The sequence below is a fragment of the Myroides sp. C15-4 genome, from assembly GCF_050522745.1.
GTDB lineage: Bacteria > Bacteroidota > Bacteroidia > Flavobacteriales > Flavobacteriaceae > Flavobacterium.
The window spans coordinates 44,636-59,096 of sequence record NZ_JBMVQX010000005.1; the positions used below are offsets into that span (position 1 = coordinate 44,636).

At 38.2% G+C, this 14,461-nt stretch carries 15 protein-coding genes, 2 tRNA genes and 1 riboswitch; of the genes, 13 read left to right on the plus strand and 4 right to left on the minus strand.

Annotation, left to right across the window (positions count from 1 at the left end; translation table 11 throughout):
• Positions 1 to 14 precede the first annotated feature (14 nt).
• Positions 15 to 515 (minus strand): MepB family protein, encoded by a 501-nt coding sequence (locus ACPDHL_RS03625; protein ID WP_430531443.1) that lies wholly within the window; start codon positions 513 to 515, stop codon positions 15 to 17.
• A gap of 254 nt (positions 516 to 769) precedes the next feature.
• Here ACPDHL_RS03625 and trxA point away from each other — a divergent pair, with 254 nt between their 5' ends.
• From trxA to ACPDHL_RS03665, 8 genes are all read left to right on the plus strand, one after another.
• Positions 770 to 1,087, plus strand: coding sequence for a thioredoxin (trxA, locus tag ACPDHL_RS03630; RefSeq protein ID WP_430531444.1), 318 nt, complete (start codon positions 770 to 772; stop codon positions 1,085 to 1,087).
• A 387-nt stretch (positions 1,088 to 1,474) separates the two neighbouring features.
• Positions 1,475 to 1,548, plus strand: a tRNA-Asp gene (locus ACPDHL_RS03635).
• Between the two features lie 114 nt (positions 1,549 to 1,662).
• Positions 1,663 to 1,739, plus strand: a tRNA-Asp gene (locus ACPDHL_RS03640).
• Between the two features lie 272 nt (positions 1,740 to 2,011).
• A riboswitch (cobalamin riboswitch) is annotated at positions 2,012 to 2,192 on the plus strand.
• A gap of 102 nt (positions 2,193 to 2,294) precedes the next feature.
• Positions 2,295 to 4,367 carry a TonB-dependent receptor gene (locus tag ACPDHL_RS03645; RefSeq protein WP_430531445.1) on the plus strand — a complete coding sequence of 691 codons (2,073 nt, stop codon included), beginning with the start codon at positions 2,295 to 2,297 and terminating at the stop codon, positions 4,365 to 4,367.
• Between the two features lie 4 nt (positions 4,368 to 4,371).
• Entirely contained in the window at positions 4,372 to 5,559 is a 1,188-nt protein-coding gene (locus ACPDHL_RS03650; RefSeq protein ID WP_430531446.1) for a YncE family protein, read from the plus strand.
• Positions 5,556 to 6,491, plus strand: coding sequence for a PKD domain-containing protein (locus ACPDHL_RS03655; RefSeq protein ID WP_430531447.1), 936 nt, complete (start codon positions 5,556 to 5,558; stop codon positions 6,489 to 6,491). The genes ACPDHL_RS03650 and ACPDHL_RS03655 overlap by 4 nt, the downstream gene beginning before the upstream one ends.
• A 19-nt stretch (positions 6,492 to 6,510) precedes the next feature.
• Positions 6,511 to 7,602: a DUF4465 domain-containing protein gene (locus tag ACPDHL_RS03660; RefSeq protein ID WP_430531448.1), complete on the plus strand. Its 1,092-nt coding sequence runs from the start codon at positions 6,511 to 6,513 to the stop codon at positions 7,600 to 7,602.
• Positions 7,603 to 7,748: 146 nt separating this feature from the next.
• Positions 7,749 to 8,621, plus strand: coding sequence for a DMT family transporter (locus ACPDHL_RS03665; RefSeq protein ID WP_430531449.1), 873 nt, complete (start codon positions 7,749 to 7,751; stop codon positions 8,619 to 8,621).
• Here ACPDHL_RS03665 and ACPDHL_RS03670 read toward each other — a convergent pair.
• Complete coding sequence (locus tag ACPDHL_RS03670; protein WP_430531450.1) at positions 8,613 to 9,119, minus strand: DUF456 domain-containing protein; 507 nt, start codon at positions 9,117 to 9,119, stop codon at positions 8,613 to 8,615. The two genes, ACPDHL_RS03665 and ACPDHL_RS03670, sit on opposite strands and share 9 nt — an antisense overlap.
• Positions 9,120 to 9,169: 50 nt before the next feature.
• On the opposite strand from ACPDHL_RS03670, the gene ACPDHL_RS03675 reads away from it, so the two are divergent.
• Positions 9,170 to 9,649 carry a hypothetical protein gene (locus ACPDHL_RS03675; RefSeq protein ID WP_430531451.1) on the plus strand — a complete coding sequence of 160 codons (480 nt, stop codon included), beginning with the start codon at positions 9,170 to 9,172 and terminating at the stop codon, positions 9,647 to 9,649.
• Between the two features lie 119 nt (positions 9,650 to 9,768).
• Here ACPDHL_RS03675 and ACPDHL_RS03680 read toward each other — a convergent pair whose 3' ends face one another.
• Positions 9,769 to 10,707 (minus strand): hypothetical protein, encoded by a 939-nt coding sequence (locus tag ACPDHL_RS03680; protein WP_430531546.1) that lies wholly within the window; start codon positions 10,705 to 10,707, stop codon positions 9,769 to 9,771.
• Positions 10,708 to 10,765: 58 nt separating this feature from the next.
• Here ACPDHL_RS03680 and ruvC point away from each other — a divergent pair, with 58 nt between their 5' ends.
• Genes ruvC through ACPDHL_RS03700 form a run of 4 tightly spaced genes read left to right on the plus strand, consistent with a single transcriptional unit; the run spans position 10,766 to position 13,597 of the window.
• A complete protein-coding gene (gene ruvC / locus ACPDHL_RS03685; protein ID WP_430531547.1) occupies positions 10,766 to 11,320 on the plus strand; it encodes a crossover junction endodeoxyribonuclease RuvC in 555 nt (184 codons plus the stop codon).
• Entirely contained in the window at positions 11,320 to 12,453 is a 1,134-nt protein-coding gene (gene hemW, locus ACPDHL_RS03690; protein WP_430531452.1) for a radical SAM family heme chaperone HemW, read from the plus strand. Before ruvC ends, hemW begins: the two co-directional genes overlap by 1 nt.
• Positions 12,454 to 12,457: 4 nt before the next feature.
• Positions 12,458 to 13,228: a cyclase family protein gene (locus ACPDHL_RS03695; RefSeq protein WP_430531453.1), complete on the plus strand. Its 771-nt coding sequence runs from the start codon at positions 12,458 to 12,460 to the stop codon at positions 13,226 to 13,228.
• 9 nt (positions 13,229 to 13,237) lie between these two features.
• Positions 13,238 to 13,597 carry an MmcQ/YjbR family DNA-binding protein gene (locus tag ACPDHL_RS03700; RefSeq protein ID WP_430531454.1) on the plus strand — a complete coding sequence of 120 codons (360 nt, stop codon included), beginning with the start codon at positions 13,238 to 13,240 and terminating at the stop codon, positions 13,595 to 13,597.
• Between the two features lie 75 nt (positions 13,598 to 13,672).
• Here the strand turns inward: ACPDHL_RS03700 and ACPDHL_RS03705 are convergent, their stop codons facing one another.
• Positions 13,673 to 14,452: a hypothetical protein gene (locus ACPDHL_RS03705; RefSeq protein WP_430531455.1), complete on the minus strand. Its 780-nt coding sequence runs from the start codon at positions 14,450 to 14,452 to the stop codon at positions 13,673 to 13,675.
• Between the last annotated feature and the right edge of the window lie 9 nt (positions 14,453 to 14,461).

The window sequence follows — 14,461 nt, forward strand, 5'->3', positions numbered from 1 at the left end:
TTTTTTATTTTTTTTTATTTTAGGTGAAAGATAGATTGAGCAAGTGCCAAGGTTTGTTGATTCCAGTCATGAAGTGAGAGGAAATAAGGCCGTTGTTCTTGTTGTGTTTTTAACGCTTGTTTATTGGTTGGAGTAACCCAAGACGGATAGACGCGAAATCCTCGCTTACCATTCCTTTTTGGCGTTGAGATGATACCTTGTGCTACCAAAGCGGATTTAGGAAAAATAAAACATCCCAATTGATCTTGATCTTCGGTTAGGATAAGGTAAAAATCAAACGTGTCCGTGAGGTTAAATGGCGCTGTAATTCCCGCTTCATTGCGTTTCCAAACGGTTACAAATTGTCCAATTTTCTTTGGCGTTATTTTGGCTTTTCGGTAGATAACAACCCGCGAAGCTAGGGTGCAAGTATATCCCGTATATTCTTCACATTCGGGATCTTTTTCATAGTTGGTACATGTTACATCCAATCGCTGGAGCAGTAAGTCTTGCAGTATTTTTAAATCGTCAGGCATGTTTTTTTGTAAAAATAGGAAAAAACACATGCATACGTTGAACATCTTGTTGTTTATTATCTGTATATGACTTGTTCTTTATATATAAGGTGATCTATAGGGAAGCTAAATATCCTGTGCATTTAGAAAGGCAGAATATAGAAGGTACAGGAATTAGCTTTGTAAATGCTCAAATAGATAAAATTGATTAAAAAGGATGAGGTAAGTATAATTATTTTAGTAGTTTTGTCTTATAACGTAAAAAAAGTATTACCATGGCATTAGAAATAACAGACGCTACCTTTGAAGAAGTAGTATTAAAATCAGACAAACCCGTTTTAGTAGATTTTTGGGCAGTATGGTGTGGACCATGTAAGATGTTAGCTCCAGTTGTATCTGAATTAAGCTCAGATTTCGAAGGAAAAGCAGTAGTGGGAAAAGTTGATGTAGACAACAACCAAGAATTTGCATCAAAATACGGAATCCGCAACATTCCTACCGTATTAGTATTTAAAAACGGAGAAGTTGTAGGTCGTCAAGTAGGAGTAGCTCCTAAAAAAACATACGAAGATTTAATTAACGAGGCTTTATAAGGAGCAATCGAAGGATTAAAATGATAAAAAAACAGGGGTAAATCAACTTACCTCTGTTTTTTTTTTGATCTATTTCCAACTTTTTTCTTGATCTCAACCCAAAAAAAGAAGGAAAAAAGAATAAAATGGAGATGAGGAAGAGCAAAAAGAAGGAGTAAAAGGAGGTGTTTAGATAGAATTGTGGATCATTAAGAGGAAAGAAAGTAGATGTAAAATCAAAATGATGCTAAAAGGCGAAAAAAAAGTTGATTTTTTTTTACCTTTTAGATTACTGAAACTCAGGTGTGTGCTGGATTTGATGAAAAAAAGTTTATTTTTTTTTACCCGTAGATTTGGAAGTGTAGAAAATGGTCGTATATTTGCACCGCATTACAGCAATAAAGACAAGGTTTGGTAGTTCAGTTGGTTAGAATACATGCCTGTCACGCATGGGGTCGCGGGTTCGAGTCCCGTCCAGACCGCAAAACTTAAGAGTAATCTTGAGTCAGCGAAAAAGACGAAGAAAAGAATAAATTTCTTTGTAGTTTTTAAAAAAAGTCTATCTTTGTCGCTGTAATGATTTTATGGTTAATACTGGTTTGGTAGTTCAGTTGGTTAGAATACATGCCTGTCACGCATGGGGTCGCGGGTTCGAGTCCCGTCCAGACCGCCAGTAAAAAAGAAGCCTCTCATTTCGTGGGAGGCTTTTTTTGCCCTCTAATAATCACTGATTATTAGATTGTAAAATTTAGTTGTGTTGTTAAGTGCGCAAGCACTAGGTTTAGTAGTTAGACCAATGAAAAGCTTTCCTGAAATTTACGGAGAGCTTTTTTGTTTTTATATCGTATTGGAAATGGTAAGTGGTGAGTGGTAAGTGGTGAGTGGTAAGTGGTGAGTGGTAAGTGGTGAGTCTACTCACTGTTCACTGTCAACTTTTATCTATATTTGCACTAAGAATAAAATGGTTTATCTGAAGAGATAATCAAAAGGGAATGGAGTGAAAATCTCCAACAGGCCCGCTGCTGTAAGCTCATTGGTTTAACAAGCCTAGTTGTCCACTGTTGTATAATGGGAAGGACGCTTGTTAAGAGTAAGTCAGAATACCTGCCATTTTAGGATTTGTTTCATGTTTTCGATGCCAAAACAATAAACGCAGTAGAACCCTTTTGCTTGTTTGACAAGGAAAAGGGGATAGGCGTATAAGTAGGCTGGTAAAAGGGTTAGAAGTATGCATATATCACCGCTTTCTGTTCTACTCGGATGCTTAGGAAGTGTCTGTTTTTATTCGGGGTTTGCTCAACAACCCATGGATAGTATTACGGCATTGAAAGAAATTGTCGTCCAAAGAGAAATTCCCCTAGATATTATTCCTCCCAAAACCTTAGCTGGTGAATCTTTACAGCGTTTGCAACAGTATAATGTAGCGGATGCCCTGCGTTATTTTGCTGGAGTACAGGTTAAGGATTACGGTGGCATGGGTGGCATGAAAACCGTTGATGTTCGTCATATGGGAACCCATCATGTTGGGGTATATTACAACGGCATACAAATGGGCAATGCGCAAAATGGAATTGTCGATTTGGGTAAGTTTTCCCTAGATAATGTAGAGCAAATCACCTTGTATAACGGGCAGCGTACGACGGCACTTCAGTCAGCACGTGAATATGCATCGGCATCTGCGGTCTATATTCAAACCAAACGACCTGTATTTGCTGAAAAGAAAAAATCAAATGCCTATATAAAGTATACCTTAGGTTCCATTCAATGGGTAAATCCGTCTGCAGGAGTTGAGTTAAAAGTGAATGATAAGGTCAGTACAAGTATTCAGGCGGCTTATCTCTATTCAAATGGCGTGTATAAATTCAGACAAAAGCGATTGAATCTCGATGGGTCGGTAGCCTATGATTTAACAAGCTATCGAAAGAATAGCGGTATTGAATCCTATCGTATTGAAAACAATTGGTTCGGTAAAGATGAGATCAATACATGGCAGGCGATGATCTCTTACTACCAATCACAACGGGGACTTCCTAGTGCGGTTATCAAGAAAAGTGACATCACACTAGATACAGAACGCCCAAAGGAACAGCAAGGGGATAAAAACTTACTGATGCAAGGCGAGTGGACGCGGTGGGTATCACCAGCTTATCAGTTTGTTGTCAAAGGAAAATTCGCCTATGATCAATTGCACTATACCTCGAGGAAAACCGTTGATTTTGAAGGAGAAGAAGTAACCTATAATCCCCAATTTGACAATACGTTTCACCAACAAGATTGGTATTTGTCTGCTGTTCATGCTATTACACTCACGCCTTACTGGAAGGTAGCTTTGGCAACCGATGGTCAGTATACCAAATTAAGAGCCACTCGATTAGGGCAGGGATCTCCTTTTTCAGATCCCGAGCGCTATGCGGTTTATACTGCTTTATCCACAACGGTAACCCAAGGTGCTTTTAAAGCGCAGGCAACAGTACTCGGGAGTTTTACCAAAGAAAAAGTAAGATACAATGTGCAAGCGCCTGATCGTTCTTTCGTGACTCCCTCTATATTTATTAGCTATCAGCCTTGGCAGCATCGCGAATTCATCCTACATACCTTTTACAAACATACTTATCGACTTCCATCCTTTAACGATCTGTATTACACCCAATTGGGGGCGGCACATGTAAAACCAGAATACGTTCGTCAGGTCAATGTCGGCTTTTCTTATCAGCAGGTCCTCGCTTTTTCTTTTCTAAAAGAAGTGAATCTTGCAGTGGATGGGTATTACGCCAACGTAACAGATAAGATTATTGCTTCGCCTACATCGAGTATGATGCGTTGGATGATGTCTAATCTAGGTAAGGTAGAAAATTATGGGCTAGAAGCACAAGTCAAAACGATGTGGGAGCCTGTCTCTGGAGTGACTGCTCAGATTGGGCTGACATATGGATATACCATTGCGCGAGACCTCAGTGTACTACCAGGTGGTAAACCCTCCTACTATGGCGATCAAATTCCCTATGCCCCTTGGCATTCAGGATCGTCTATTGTTGGGATCGATTATCGTGATTGGAGTCTGAATTACAGTTTTATCTATGTAGGAAAACGCTATAATGGCAATAAGAATAACGACAAACGAAATGAATTACAACCGTGGTATACGCACGATTTAGGCCTACAAAAACAAATGAAGTGGCGGGATTGGCAGCTACTTTTTCGCGTAGAAGCAAATAATTTAGCCAATCAGTACTATGAGGTTGTGACTAATTTTCCCATGCCAGGAAGAAATTTTCGAGTATCCATGCGCGTAGCTATTTAATGAGATGAGAATATATATTTTTTTACTACTAGGACTTAGCTTGCTTTGTAGCAGTTGCCGAAAAGAGGAATTGATCTTTGTGTCGGATAGTTCAGTTGTGTCTATACCTGTTCAGTTAGAGGCGTATCAGGGTTTCTATTTGTTGAATGAAGGAAATATGGGAATGAATCGCGCAACGATTGATTGGTTTGATTATGAAACAGGAATCTATACCCGTGATATTTTTTCAGAACGCAATCCAACACTTCCAAAAGAACTAGGAGATGTAGGGAATGATCTTAAAATTTATGGTAAAAAAGCGTATGCTACAATTAATGCCTCGAATTTTGTAGAAGTTTTCGATGTAGAAACAGGGAAACACCTCAAGCAAATTCACGTTCCTAATTGTCGCTATTTGGCCTTTGATCAAGGTAAAGTATATGTGAGTTCTTTTTCGGGAAAGATAGAAATCAATCCCAATGCAGAAATTGGCTTTGTTGCCGAAATAGATACACTGTCGCTTGCGGTTACGCGAAAGGTTAATGTAGGCTATCAACCAGAGGAAATGGTAACCTATCGCAATAAATTATATGTAGCGAATTCGGGAGGTTATCGAGAGCCAAACTATGATACAACGGTGTCTGTAATTGATTTAACCACCTTTACTGAGCTAAAGAAAATAGAAGTCGCACCGAATTTACACCGCATGCAAGTGGATGCGAATGGAGATGTCTATGTCAGTGCAAGAGGTAATTACAAAGAGATTCTTCCTAGTTTGTATGTGATTGATTCAAAAGTGGATGAAGTAAAACAAAAACTAGCTATTCCTGTGTCTAATATGACGATTGACGAGGATGTTTTATACTATTATACTTCTAGCTATCAAACTGATACAGGAAATAGTACAATTTCTTATGGACTTTTAAATACCAATACAAAACAAATAATTCGAACTTCGATAAGCACAGATGGTACAGAAGAGCAGCTGTTAATGCCTTATGGAATTACGGTAAATCCTGAAACAAAAGAAATTTTCTTAACAGATGCACAAGATTATATTGGAAATGGTTATATTTACTGTTTATCTGCTAAAGGAGTGTTAAAATGGAAGGTAATGGCGGGTAATGTCCCAGCACACTTTGCATTTATTAAGAAAAATAATCTAAAAAGTGCAATAGAAATGAGAAGAGATAACAAGAGCAAGGGAAAATGAAACGTGTGAAAAGAAATAGTGGAATAGCGTTGCTAGTAAGTATTGCATTCAGTACCACGATTAGTTGTTCAAGCGATAATACAATAGAGGAGAAAGATCCGAAAGAGTATAAATCGAATGTAACCAAGGTATTGGAGTATGCACCAGCATTTGGACAGTTTGTTAATAAACTCCCGCTATATGAAGAAGGAGATACAGTTGAAAGCATGAGAATTAAAGCAGAAAAAGCTTTACAAAATAATACAGTCATTACATTAGGAGGGTTTGGAGGTTATGTGGTTTTTGGTTTTGATCATACCATTGCCAATGTTCCGGGAAAGCGAGATTTTAGAATATTGGGTAATGCATTTGCCAATAACGCAGAACCAGGCGTGATTTTAGTGGCGTATGACGCAAATAAAAATGGTATTCCCGATGTGGACGAATGGTTTGAAATTGCAGGAAGTGAGCATGAAAAAGGAAGGGTGAAAGCCAAGTATAAGATCGTATATTACAAGCCTGCTAAAGCACTGGACGATAGTCAAGAAGAGATTGAACAATACATTCGATGGGAGGATAACCTAGGGAATAACGGTTGGAAAAAGAAAAATAAATTCCACCATCAAAGTTATTATCCACAATGGGTCAAAACGGAGGTTTTGCGATTTGAAGGAACACTATTGCCAACTAATGCGATAAATGAAGATGAAACAGAGAGTGGATGGCAGTTAAAACCCTTTGCTTGGGGCTATGCAGATAACTATCCGAATCGACAAGAAGGATCGACCATTGATATCGATTGGGCTGTAGATCAGAATGGAAATAAAGTCAACCTTCCGGGAATAGATTTTATCAAAGTGTATACAGGACTAAATCAAGAAGCGGGTTGGTTAGGTGAAACATCAACCGAAGTAGGAGGAGCTATTGATTTACATATAGAGAACAAAAATTAGAACACTTAAATAAATAAATATGAAAAAAAAACTATTTAGACTTAGTGCCTTATTAGTTTTAGGACTAAGCGTATCAACCATTACACTAACGAGCTGTTCAAATGATGATAGTAGCGTATATAATGTAAATGTTGATAAAGGAAAGCTAACGGCAGTTACTTTTGAAGAAATTACAGTAGATTCAGGAATCACTGTTGAAGGAGCTAACTATACTTGGTTTGATTATAAAACAAATGCGCGAATTTCTAAAGAAGCGGTTTTAAAACATGCGTTTACTACACCAGGTGAGCACAAAATCTCATTGAAAATTGAGAAAGGAAGTAGAGTAGAATTATACACGTATTTGGTAGATGTTTCAAAGTCTTTTGACTATGATTATATCCGTTTAGATCTTTCTTCTTTTGATTTAAGTGAAGGAATCGAAACAGCAGGTGGTGCTATTTGGCAAGAAACCTTTACAAAAGATACGGTATTCCAATCCAAAGTGTACACATTCAACCACAATGCAGTAGACGGCAAGTATTGGTCTGGATTTACAGTGTCAAATAGTGAAGATAGTGAAAACCATGCTGCTACGGATGGTGGATGGGTTAAAAACCAATGGGGTTCTATGGCTGAAGGCGGAGTAGCAGGAAAAGGTACACCATTCTTAGTTGCTTATGCAGATCAACAACCAGTAGGTGGATTACAAGCTGGAACGGAGATAAAAATTGAAGACTACAGCGCTGTAGTAACGTTAGATAGCAAAGCGAAATACAAAGCGATCAGTACAGCTGTAGCCCTAAGCCCTTGGTCTTTCTACGGAATTACAGAAGGTGATGATTTTGCTACAAAATTTGAAACAGGAGATCATTTTGCACTTAAAGTATATGGTGTTGGTGCTGACAAGAAATTAACTGCTGCAGAGCCAGTAACGCATTATTTAGTTGATTTCAGAAGTGGTGTAAGTACTATTAGCAAAGAGTGGAATACTGTAGATTTATCTTCATTAGGTGAAGTGAAATACTTGTTGTTCTTCTTAGAGTCAACAGATAAAAATGACGCAGGATACGCGAATACGGCACTTTATTTTACCATGGATCAATTAACAGTTAATCCTATTTTAGAATAACAATCGTTATAAATAAAAAAAAGTCTCTACCCAACAGTAGGGACTTTTTTTATTGGTAGAAAGTGGTTAGCGGTTATTTTACTTGTAAAATAACCGCTAACCAAAAAAACGGCGTATTTTGCAGCGCAAATTAAAAGTAAAACATAATGGGGTCAAAACCGAGAATAGCCTTGTTTATCGGGATTTTGTGTATTTCTATTTTTCCAGTTTTGGTCAAGATGGCTCTTGTTCCGGGCTTAATTTCTGCCTTTTATCGCATGGCTATAGCGGCTCTGTTTATTGTTCCCTATGCGCTATTTACCAAACAGCTCAAATTATATGATCGCAAGACGATGGGCTTAATTGTTTTGTGTGGGATGTGCTTTGGATTGGATATTGGTGTTTGGAATATTGCTATCCAAGGATCAACTGCTACACAGGCTACCTTATTGGGAAATTTAGCTCCTGTATGGGTGGGAATAGGAAGCTATTTCTTCTTGCAAATCAAACCCTCTGTTAATTTTTGGATTGGAACTGTACTCGCCTTAATCGGTATGGTGACGCTCGTTGGTGTAGAAGTATTTGTTAAGCTATCTTTCGATATCCCCTTTCTATTTAGTATCCTATCTGGATTGCTTTATGCAACTTATATTTTGATGAGTAAGAAAGTTCTTGGGCAAGTAGGTGTGGTTCCCTTTATGTCGTATAGTATTCTCGTATCGACAATTTTTTTAGCCTTTTTGAATCTAGTGATGGGATCTGCCTTTACTGGTTTTTCTGCTGAAGGATGGATGACTTTGGTTGTACAGGGAATTGTTTGTCAGCTATTAGCTTGGTTGCTTATTAGCTATGCGACGCAACATATGCGTGCAACAAGAGTATCACTCAGCTTGTTGAGCCAAGCATTGGTTGCAGCCTTGTTAGCGTGGTATTTCTTGGATGAAGCTATTTCACCGCAAATGATTGTCGGTGGATGTATTATTTTGATCGGAATTGGGCTTACATTTGTCAATAAACCTTTAATTGGTAGATCAAATTAGGGCATAAGTAGAAAATTTCTGAACGATAAGGATAATGCCCCAAATCAGAAAAACAAAACCGAAAACTACTTTTAAAAAGGTAGAAGCTAAAAAGCCTATAAACGAACCAATAGCAGCTTTTAAGGCACGAGAAACATCGCGACTGTCAAAGATGAGTTCACCAATCAAAGCACCGAGAAAAGGGCCTATAATAAAACCTAAGGGGATAGGTGCAATTAGCCCGATGACCAGTCCAATATTCGTTCCCCAAACGCCGTATTTACTACCCCCAAATCGCTTGGTCCCTTGGGCAGGAATGACATAATCTAGTACCGAGATGATCACCGTAACCAGTAAACTACCCCAAAGGGCAAGACTACTTAGCTCAATACCATCGATAAAAGACAAACACAAGATGCCCAGCCAGCTGACAGGAGGTCCTGGTAGAGCAGGTAATACACTGCCAATTATCCCCCCAATTAATAGTAATATACCTAATATCAATAAGAAATACTCCATCTCTTTTTTTTTGTATTTTTGATTAACTAAATTTACAACAATATTGTTTCATGAAACCGAGCTGGATAGTTTTCTTTTTTCCCGTTTTATTCACTTCTTGTCAGTGGATGTCCGCTCGACTTCCCAATGAACAGCAATTGCTTGAGGAAGAGTTAAATAAAATTGATTGGACCAAGGTGGATCTCTATCCAAGTGTAGTAAGTTGTGATTCTATTTTTGATGAAGAATCGCGAAAAGAGTGCTTCTTTGCCTACATTAGAGAAGAACTCGAAGCCAATTTTCGTGTAGATACGCTTCGTGGAACATTTGCCCATATCGATACCCTCAATATACTCGTGACCATACAACCCGATGCACAAGTTTCTTTGGTTTTATATCAATTGAATGATAGCCTCAAACAACATTTGAAAAGTGTAGATAGTCTCCTACAAGAAAAGAGCAAGACACTTCGAAACCTTTCACCTGCGATGAAAAGAGGGGTTCCCGTAACGAGCCAATTCGTATTGCCTTTGGTTTTACACAAACAGTAAGTGGGAATGGAGATTGGAAAGGTGAGATGGGAAAAGGGTGTACATTCCTGCTATAGGTTGACTCTAACAATCCATTTTCTTTTACAAGTCAATGTGTAACAAATGTAAAAAACTATAACTTATTTTTTGACTTTGAAGGTCAAAACAAAGTAGCTACCAATCGAAATAGGTAAAACAATATTTAATAGCCAGATCAACGTTGCCACTAAAGCCACCACCCATTGATTGACATCCAAAGCCGTAAAGATAAACATAGCAATACTTCCTTTTACTGCAAATTCTAAGAACTGAAAATTAGGTAAAGACGAGGCTAAAAGGTAAATAGCGGATACGGCACATAGTAAATCAAAGTAAGGGATATCTACACCAAACAAATAGTATAGAATGACATACTGATGGGTAAAAGAAGCATAGCGCAATAGGGCGAGAAAAAGGTTTTTTCGGTGCTTATTTTTGGGAATCTCTTGAAGCATCTGAATTACAGTATGCATCGAATACCCCTTGATGCTCAAATGGCGTAATGAAAAGAGCAATAGAAGGATTGTCAAGGCTATGCCATAGAGTATCCACAGGTAGTAAGGGGGAATAAATTGATGGGTGTAGTTGAGAATTGTTAAGCCAAGTAAACCAAATAAAATGGCATAAATGACTTGTACTCCGTTGCACAACATATTGAGAAAAATTACCTTTCCTGTATCTTTCTTGGCAAAATACAGGGCTTTACCCGCATATTCTCCAATGCCATTCGGAGTGAAAATTCCCAGGGTTAACGCACTGAGTACTTGTTTGGTTGCCTGTCCTACACTGATGGGCTGAATCAACGAAGCTAAATTTTGCCACTTTAAAATCTCGATGAATCGATTGGAAAAAGTCAAAAAGAGTAAAGCAAGTAAGGACCACCTGTGTTGCGGATCAACAAAAACTGTCTTGAGTAAGACTAGATCTATAGTATTGTCAGTAGACAGTTTGTTATAGATATAATAAAATGCACTACTTACGACGATTATCTTAAGTAGAAGTACAAGGAATTGCTTAGTTTTGTCGGATACAATTTTCATCATCGCAAAGTAAATCATATTTTTCGGGTTGAGAATGACAAAAGAAAAAAAAGAGAATTTGACACTAGATAGAATTATATTAGGTATTGATCCAGGAACTACCATTATGGGGTTTGGACTTATTCGCGTGGTAAATAAGCAAATGGAATTTATTCAATTGAATGAATTACAGTTGAATAAGTATGACGATCACTATACTAAATTGCGTCGAATTTTTGAGCGTACCATGGAGTTAATTGAAACCCATTGTCCTGATGAAATTGCTATTGAAGCACCCTTTTTTGGAAAAAATGTACAGTCGATGCTAAAGCTAGGGCGCGCCCAAGGTGTTGCCATGGCAGCTGGACTTTCGCGCGGTATTCCCATTACAGAATATGAACCGAAGAAGATCAAAATGGCTATTACAGGTAATGGAAATGCAAGTAAAGAACAAGTAGCCAAAATGCTCCAGCAATTGTTGGGATTGAAAGAGTTGCCCAAAAACTTAGACAGTACCGATGGATTGGCAGCAGCTGTGTGCCACTTTTTTAATTCAGGGAAAACGGTTGTTGGTAAATCCTATAGCGGTTGGGATGCTTTTGTAAAACAGAATCAAGATCGAGTAAAGAAATAATGGCAGGTATTTACATTCACATTCCCTTTTGCAAACAAGCTTGTCATTACTGTGATTTTCACTTTTCAACCTCTTTGAAGAAAAAAGAGGACATGCTAGAGGCGCTCAAAACAGAGCTAACCTTGCGTAAGGAAGAGCTAAGGAATGAAACAATTGAAACCATTTACTTTGGTGGAGGAACGCCGAGTATTCTCGAAGTGGATGAAATTAATGCACTGATTGATAAGGTGTATGAGTTGTTTGTTGTGGTTCATCAACCTGAAATTACGTTAGAAGCGAATCCCGATGATTTAGATACTGTGACTATACAGCGGTTAGCACAATCCAAAGTCAATCGATTGAGTATTGGCATCCAATCCTTTGGTGAAGAAGATCTCAAAATGATGAACCGCGCACATAATGCACAGGAGGCTGTGACGTGTTTACAAGAAGCTATTCAGTATTTTGATAATATTTCCATCGATTTGATTTATGGTATTCCCAATTTATCCAATGCACGTTGGTTAGAAAACATACAGCGTATTTTAGATTTGGGAATCCCTCATATTTCGTGTTATGCCTTAACAGTAGAGGAACGCACCGCCTTGAATAAACTCATTCAGAAAGGCGTTGTTCCCAGCCCGAAGGAAGAAGTAGCCCATGCGCATTTTATGTTGTTGATCGCTAAATTAAAACAAGAAGGTTACATCCATTATGAATTGTCTAATTTTGCTAAACCAGGGTATTATTCTAAAAATAACTCTGCTTATTGGCTAGGCAAAAAATACTTGGGCATAGGACCTTCTGCCCATAGTTTCGACGGCCAATACCGCAGTTGGAATATTGCTAATAATCCGCTGTATATCAAAGCTATTGAAGCTGGAGAATTGCCTTCAGAGATTGAAGAACTTTCCCTTTCGGATCGCTATAATGAATATATTATGACGGGATTGCGCACGATTTGGGGCGTTGAGTTGGATCGTGTGTTACGGGAATTTGGATCGGAGTATCACCGCTATTTAATCCAAGAATCAGCCTCTTTTATCGCTGAGGGATTAATGAACGAACAGGATGGAATTTTAACCATAACGGATAAAGGAAAATTTTTAAGTGATGGTATTGCATCTGATTTATTTTGGTTAGATTTGAAATAAAACCTTGAAAGCAACCCTATCTATTCTCAATCAAACCCATACGGTTGATTTTGCACAGCCTATTGATATCTCTATTCCACTAACGAATACCGATGAAAATCCCATTGCATGGTATTTAGACAAACCGTCTATTGAGCCTGTTCGCATGGGGGATTGGATAGGAAAAGTCAGCGAGGGACAATCGTCAACTAATTTTAATACCATTGCTTTTAATCCTCACGGGCACGGTACGCATACGGAATGTCTGGGTCATATTACCCGCGATTTTTACAGCATTAACGACACGTTAAAAACCTTTGTTTTTTATGCTCAGCTTCTTACAATTGAACCTCAAAGACAAGCTAATGGCGATGCCGTGATAACAGTAGAACAGTTGCACGCGCTGTGGATCAACCAACAACAAACAGCAATTGTCATTCGTACCTTGCCCAATGCAACAGCGAAGAAACACAGCAAGTATTCCCACACCAATCCACCATATTTGGATGCCGCCGCTGCCTTATTTTTACGCGAACAAGGAATCAAGCATCTGTTGATCGATCTTCCTAGTGTGGACAAAGAAAAGGACGAAGGAAAGCTCCTGGCACACAAAGCGTTTTGGAATGTAACAGACATTAAAAAAGTCAACGAAGACGCGCAATTTGATGCAACGATTACCGAGATGATCTATGTGCCAGATTGGGTACACGATGGTTTTTATCTCCTGAATATACAGATTGCCTCTTTTGTAAATGATGCCTCGCCTAGCAAGCCAATTTTATATCAAATTCTTTAACGTCATACCATGGATGTACATGTTATTTACGACTATTGTCTGAACAAAAAAGGCACCACAGAAGATTTTCCCTTTGATGAGGAAACACTGACATTTAAAGTAGGAGGAAAGATTTATCTGCTCCTCAATTTGACTAAATGGGAGCAGGGCAATTGCTTTGTCAATTTAAAATGTGATCCTGAAAAGGCGGAAGAGCTTCGCGCAGATTACAGCGAAATTGTTCCAGGATATCACATGAGTAAAAAACATTGGAACAGTATACACCTTGGTGGAGCTGTACAATGGACGTTGTTGAAAGCATTGATCGATCATTCGTATGAACTCGTTTACACAAGTTTGACGAAAAAGGTAAAAGAGAGTTTAGATTAAAATTAACTTGTTGATTGAATACTAGTTAGATTTATATAAAAAATAAAAAAGAGCATAATCGCTCTTTTTTATTTTTTAACTTGCTCGTAAAATGAAAGGCAAAATCTCTTTCTTGCGTTCGTATTCATCTTTTAGCAATTGCTGCAGATCAGTTGAATCCAGCATCTGGATGAATAAGGCTCCTTGTGCACGAAGCAATTGATCTTGGTCGTTTGTTCCTAAGTTTAACTTGTAAATCTTTTGTATCGATTTAATATAATAGTTGTAAAAAGGATAGGTTTCGCTGTTTAAGTTATTGATAATAGCATCAAAAGCAAAAGCTTCTAAATAGGGTGAACGCGTTTTTTCTGTGTTTTTTAAAGGGTTGATTCCCACGCAAATTCGTCCACTATAAGCTCCTGCGGCATTGACTCCGGTGAGATTGAAAAACTTAACTGCTACGTTGAGAATTTTGTCTAAGTGAACGGTGTCTTTGGCTTGGGTATGATCTACAACTTTCGCTCGGTAGTTTTTTACTAAAGGGGCAAAAGTAGCATCAGATTCGAGGTGCTCGATTACGTTTTGACTTACGGCGATTGTGTCGTTGATTTGAGCTAAGGCATCATAATCTAAACGCGCTGAATGATTGATAATCAAAAAATCCCAAAAACTCGGTTGTCCGTTGATTGCTGCCGCTCCAGTCAAGGATGAATCGACTTGTCTAATTGTGACATAAGGCGATGCATCATAGAATTTTACCTCTAAAAATTGGTTGTAATCTTCAAACATCGATGGAGGCTGTTGTGCATGTCCTTGTGACGGAGTACCTAGCAATGTCAAGAGGAAAATAATAGATAATGAATAAATGATTTTCATGTTGTTTTA

Excerpts from the sequence above, each read along its gene's own strand:
- ACPDHL_RS03655 (WP_430531447.1), top strand. The coding sequence starts at position 5,556 with ATGAAACGTGTGAAAAGAAATAGTGGAATAGCGTTGCTAGTAAGTATT.
- ACPDHL_RS03645 (WP_430531445.1), top strand. The coding sequence starts at position 2,295 with ATGCATATATCACCGCTTTCTGTTCTACTCGGATGCTTAGGAAGTGTC.
- ACPDHL_RS03675 (WP_430531451.1), top strand. The coding sequence starts at position 9,170 with ATGAAACCGAGCTGGATAGTTTTCTTTTTTCCCGTTTTATTCACTTCT.
- ACPDHL_RS03665 (WP_430531449.1), top strand. The coding sequence starts at position 7,749 with ATGGGGTCAAAACCGAGAATAGCCTTGTTTATCGGGATTTTGTGTATT.
- ACPDHL_RS03670 (WP_430531450.1), bottom strand. The coding sequence starts at position 9,119 with ATGGAGTATTTCTTATTGATATTAGGTATATTACTATTAATTGGGGGG.
- ACPDHL_RS03700 (WP_430531454.1), top strand. The coding sequence starts at position 13,238 with ATGGATGTACATGTTATTTACGACTATTGTCTGAACAAAAAAGGCACC.
- ACPDHL_RS03625 (WP_430531443.1), bottom strand. The coding sequence starts at position 515 with ATGCCTGACGATTTAAAAATACTGCAAGACTTACTGCTCCAGCGATTG.
- ACPDHL_RS03680 (WP_430531546.1), bottom strand. The coding sequence starts at position 10,707 with ATGAAAATTGTATCCGACAAAACTAAGCAATTCCTTGTACTTCTACTT.
- ACPDHL_RS03705 (WP_430531455.1), bottom strand. The coding sequence starts at position 14,452 with ATGAAAATCATTTATTCATTATCTATTATTTTCCTCTTGACATTGCTA.
- hemW (WP_430531452.1), top strand. The coding sequence starts at position 11,320 with ATGGCAGGTATTTACATTCACATTCCCTTTTGCAAACAAGCTTGTCAT.
- ACPDHL_RS03660 (WP_430531448.1), top strand. The coding sequence starts at position 6,511 with ATGAAAAAAAAACTATTTAGACTTAGTGCCTTATTAGTTTTAGGACTA.
- trxA (WP_430531444.1), top strand. The coding sequence starts at position 770 with ATGGCATTAGAAATAACAGACGCTACCTTTGAAGAAGTAGTATTAAAA.
- ACPDHL_RS03650 (WP_430531446.1), top strand. The coding sequence starts at position 4,372 with ATGAGAATATATATTTTTTTACTACTAGGACTTAGCTTGCTTTGTAGC.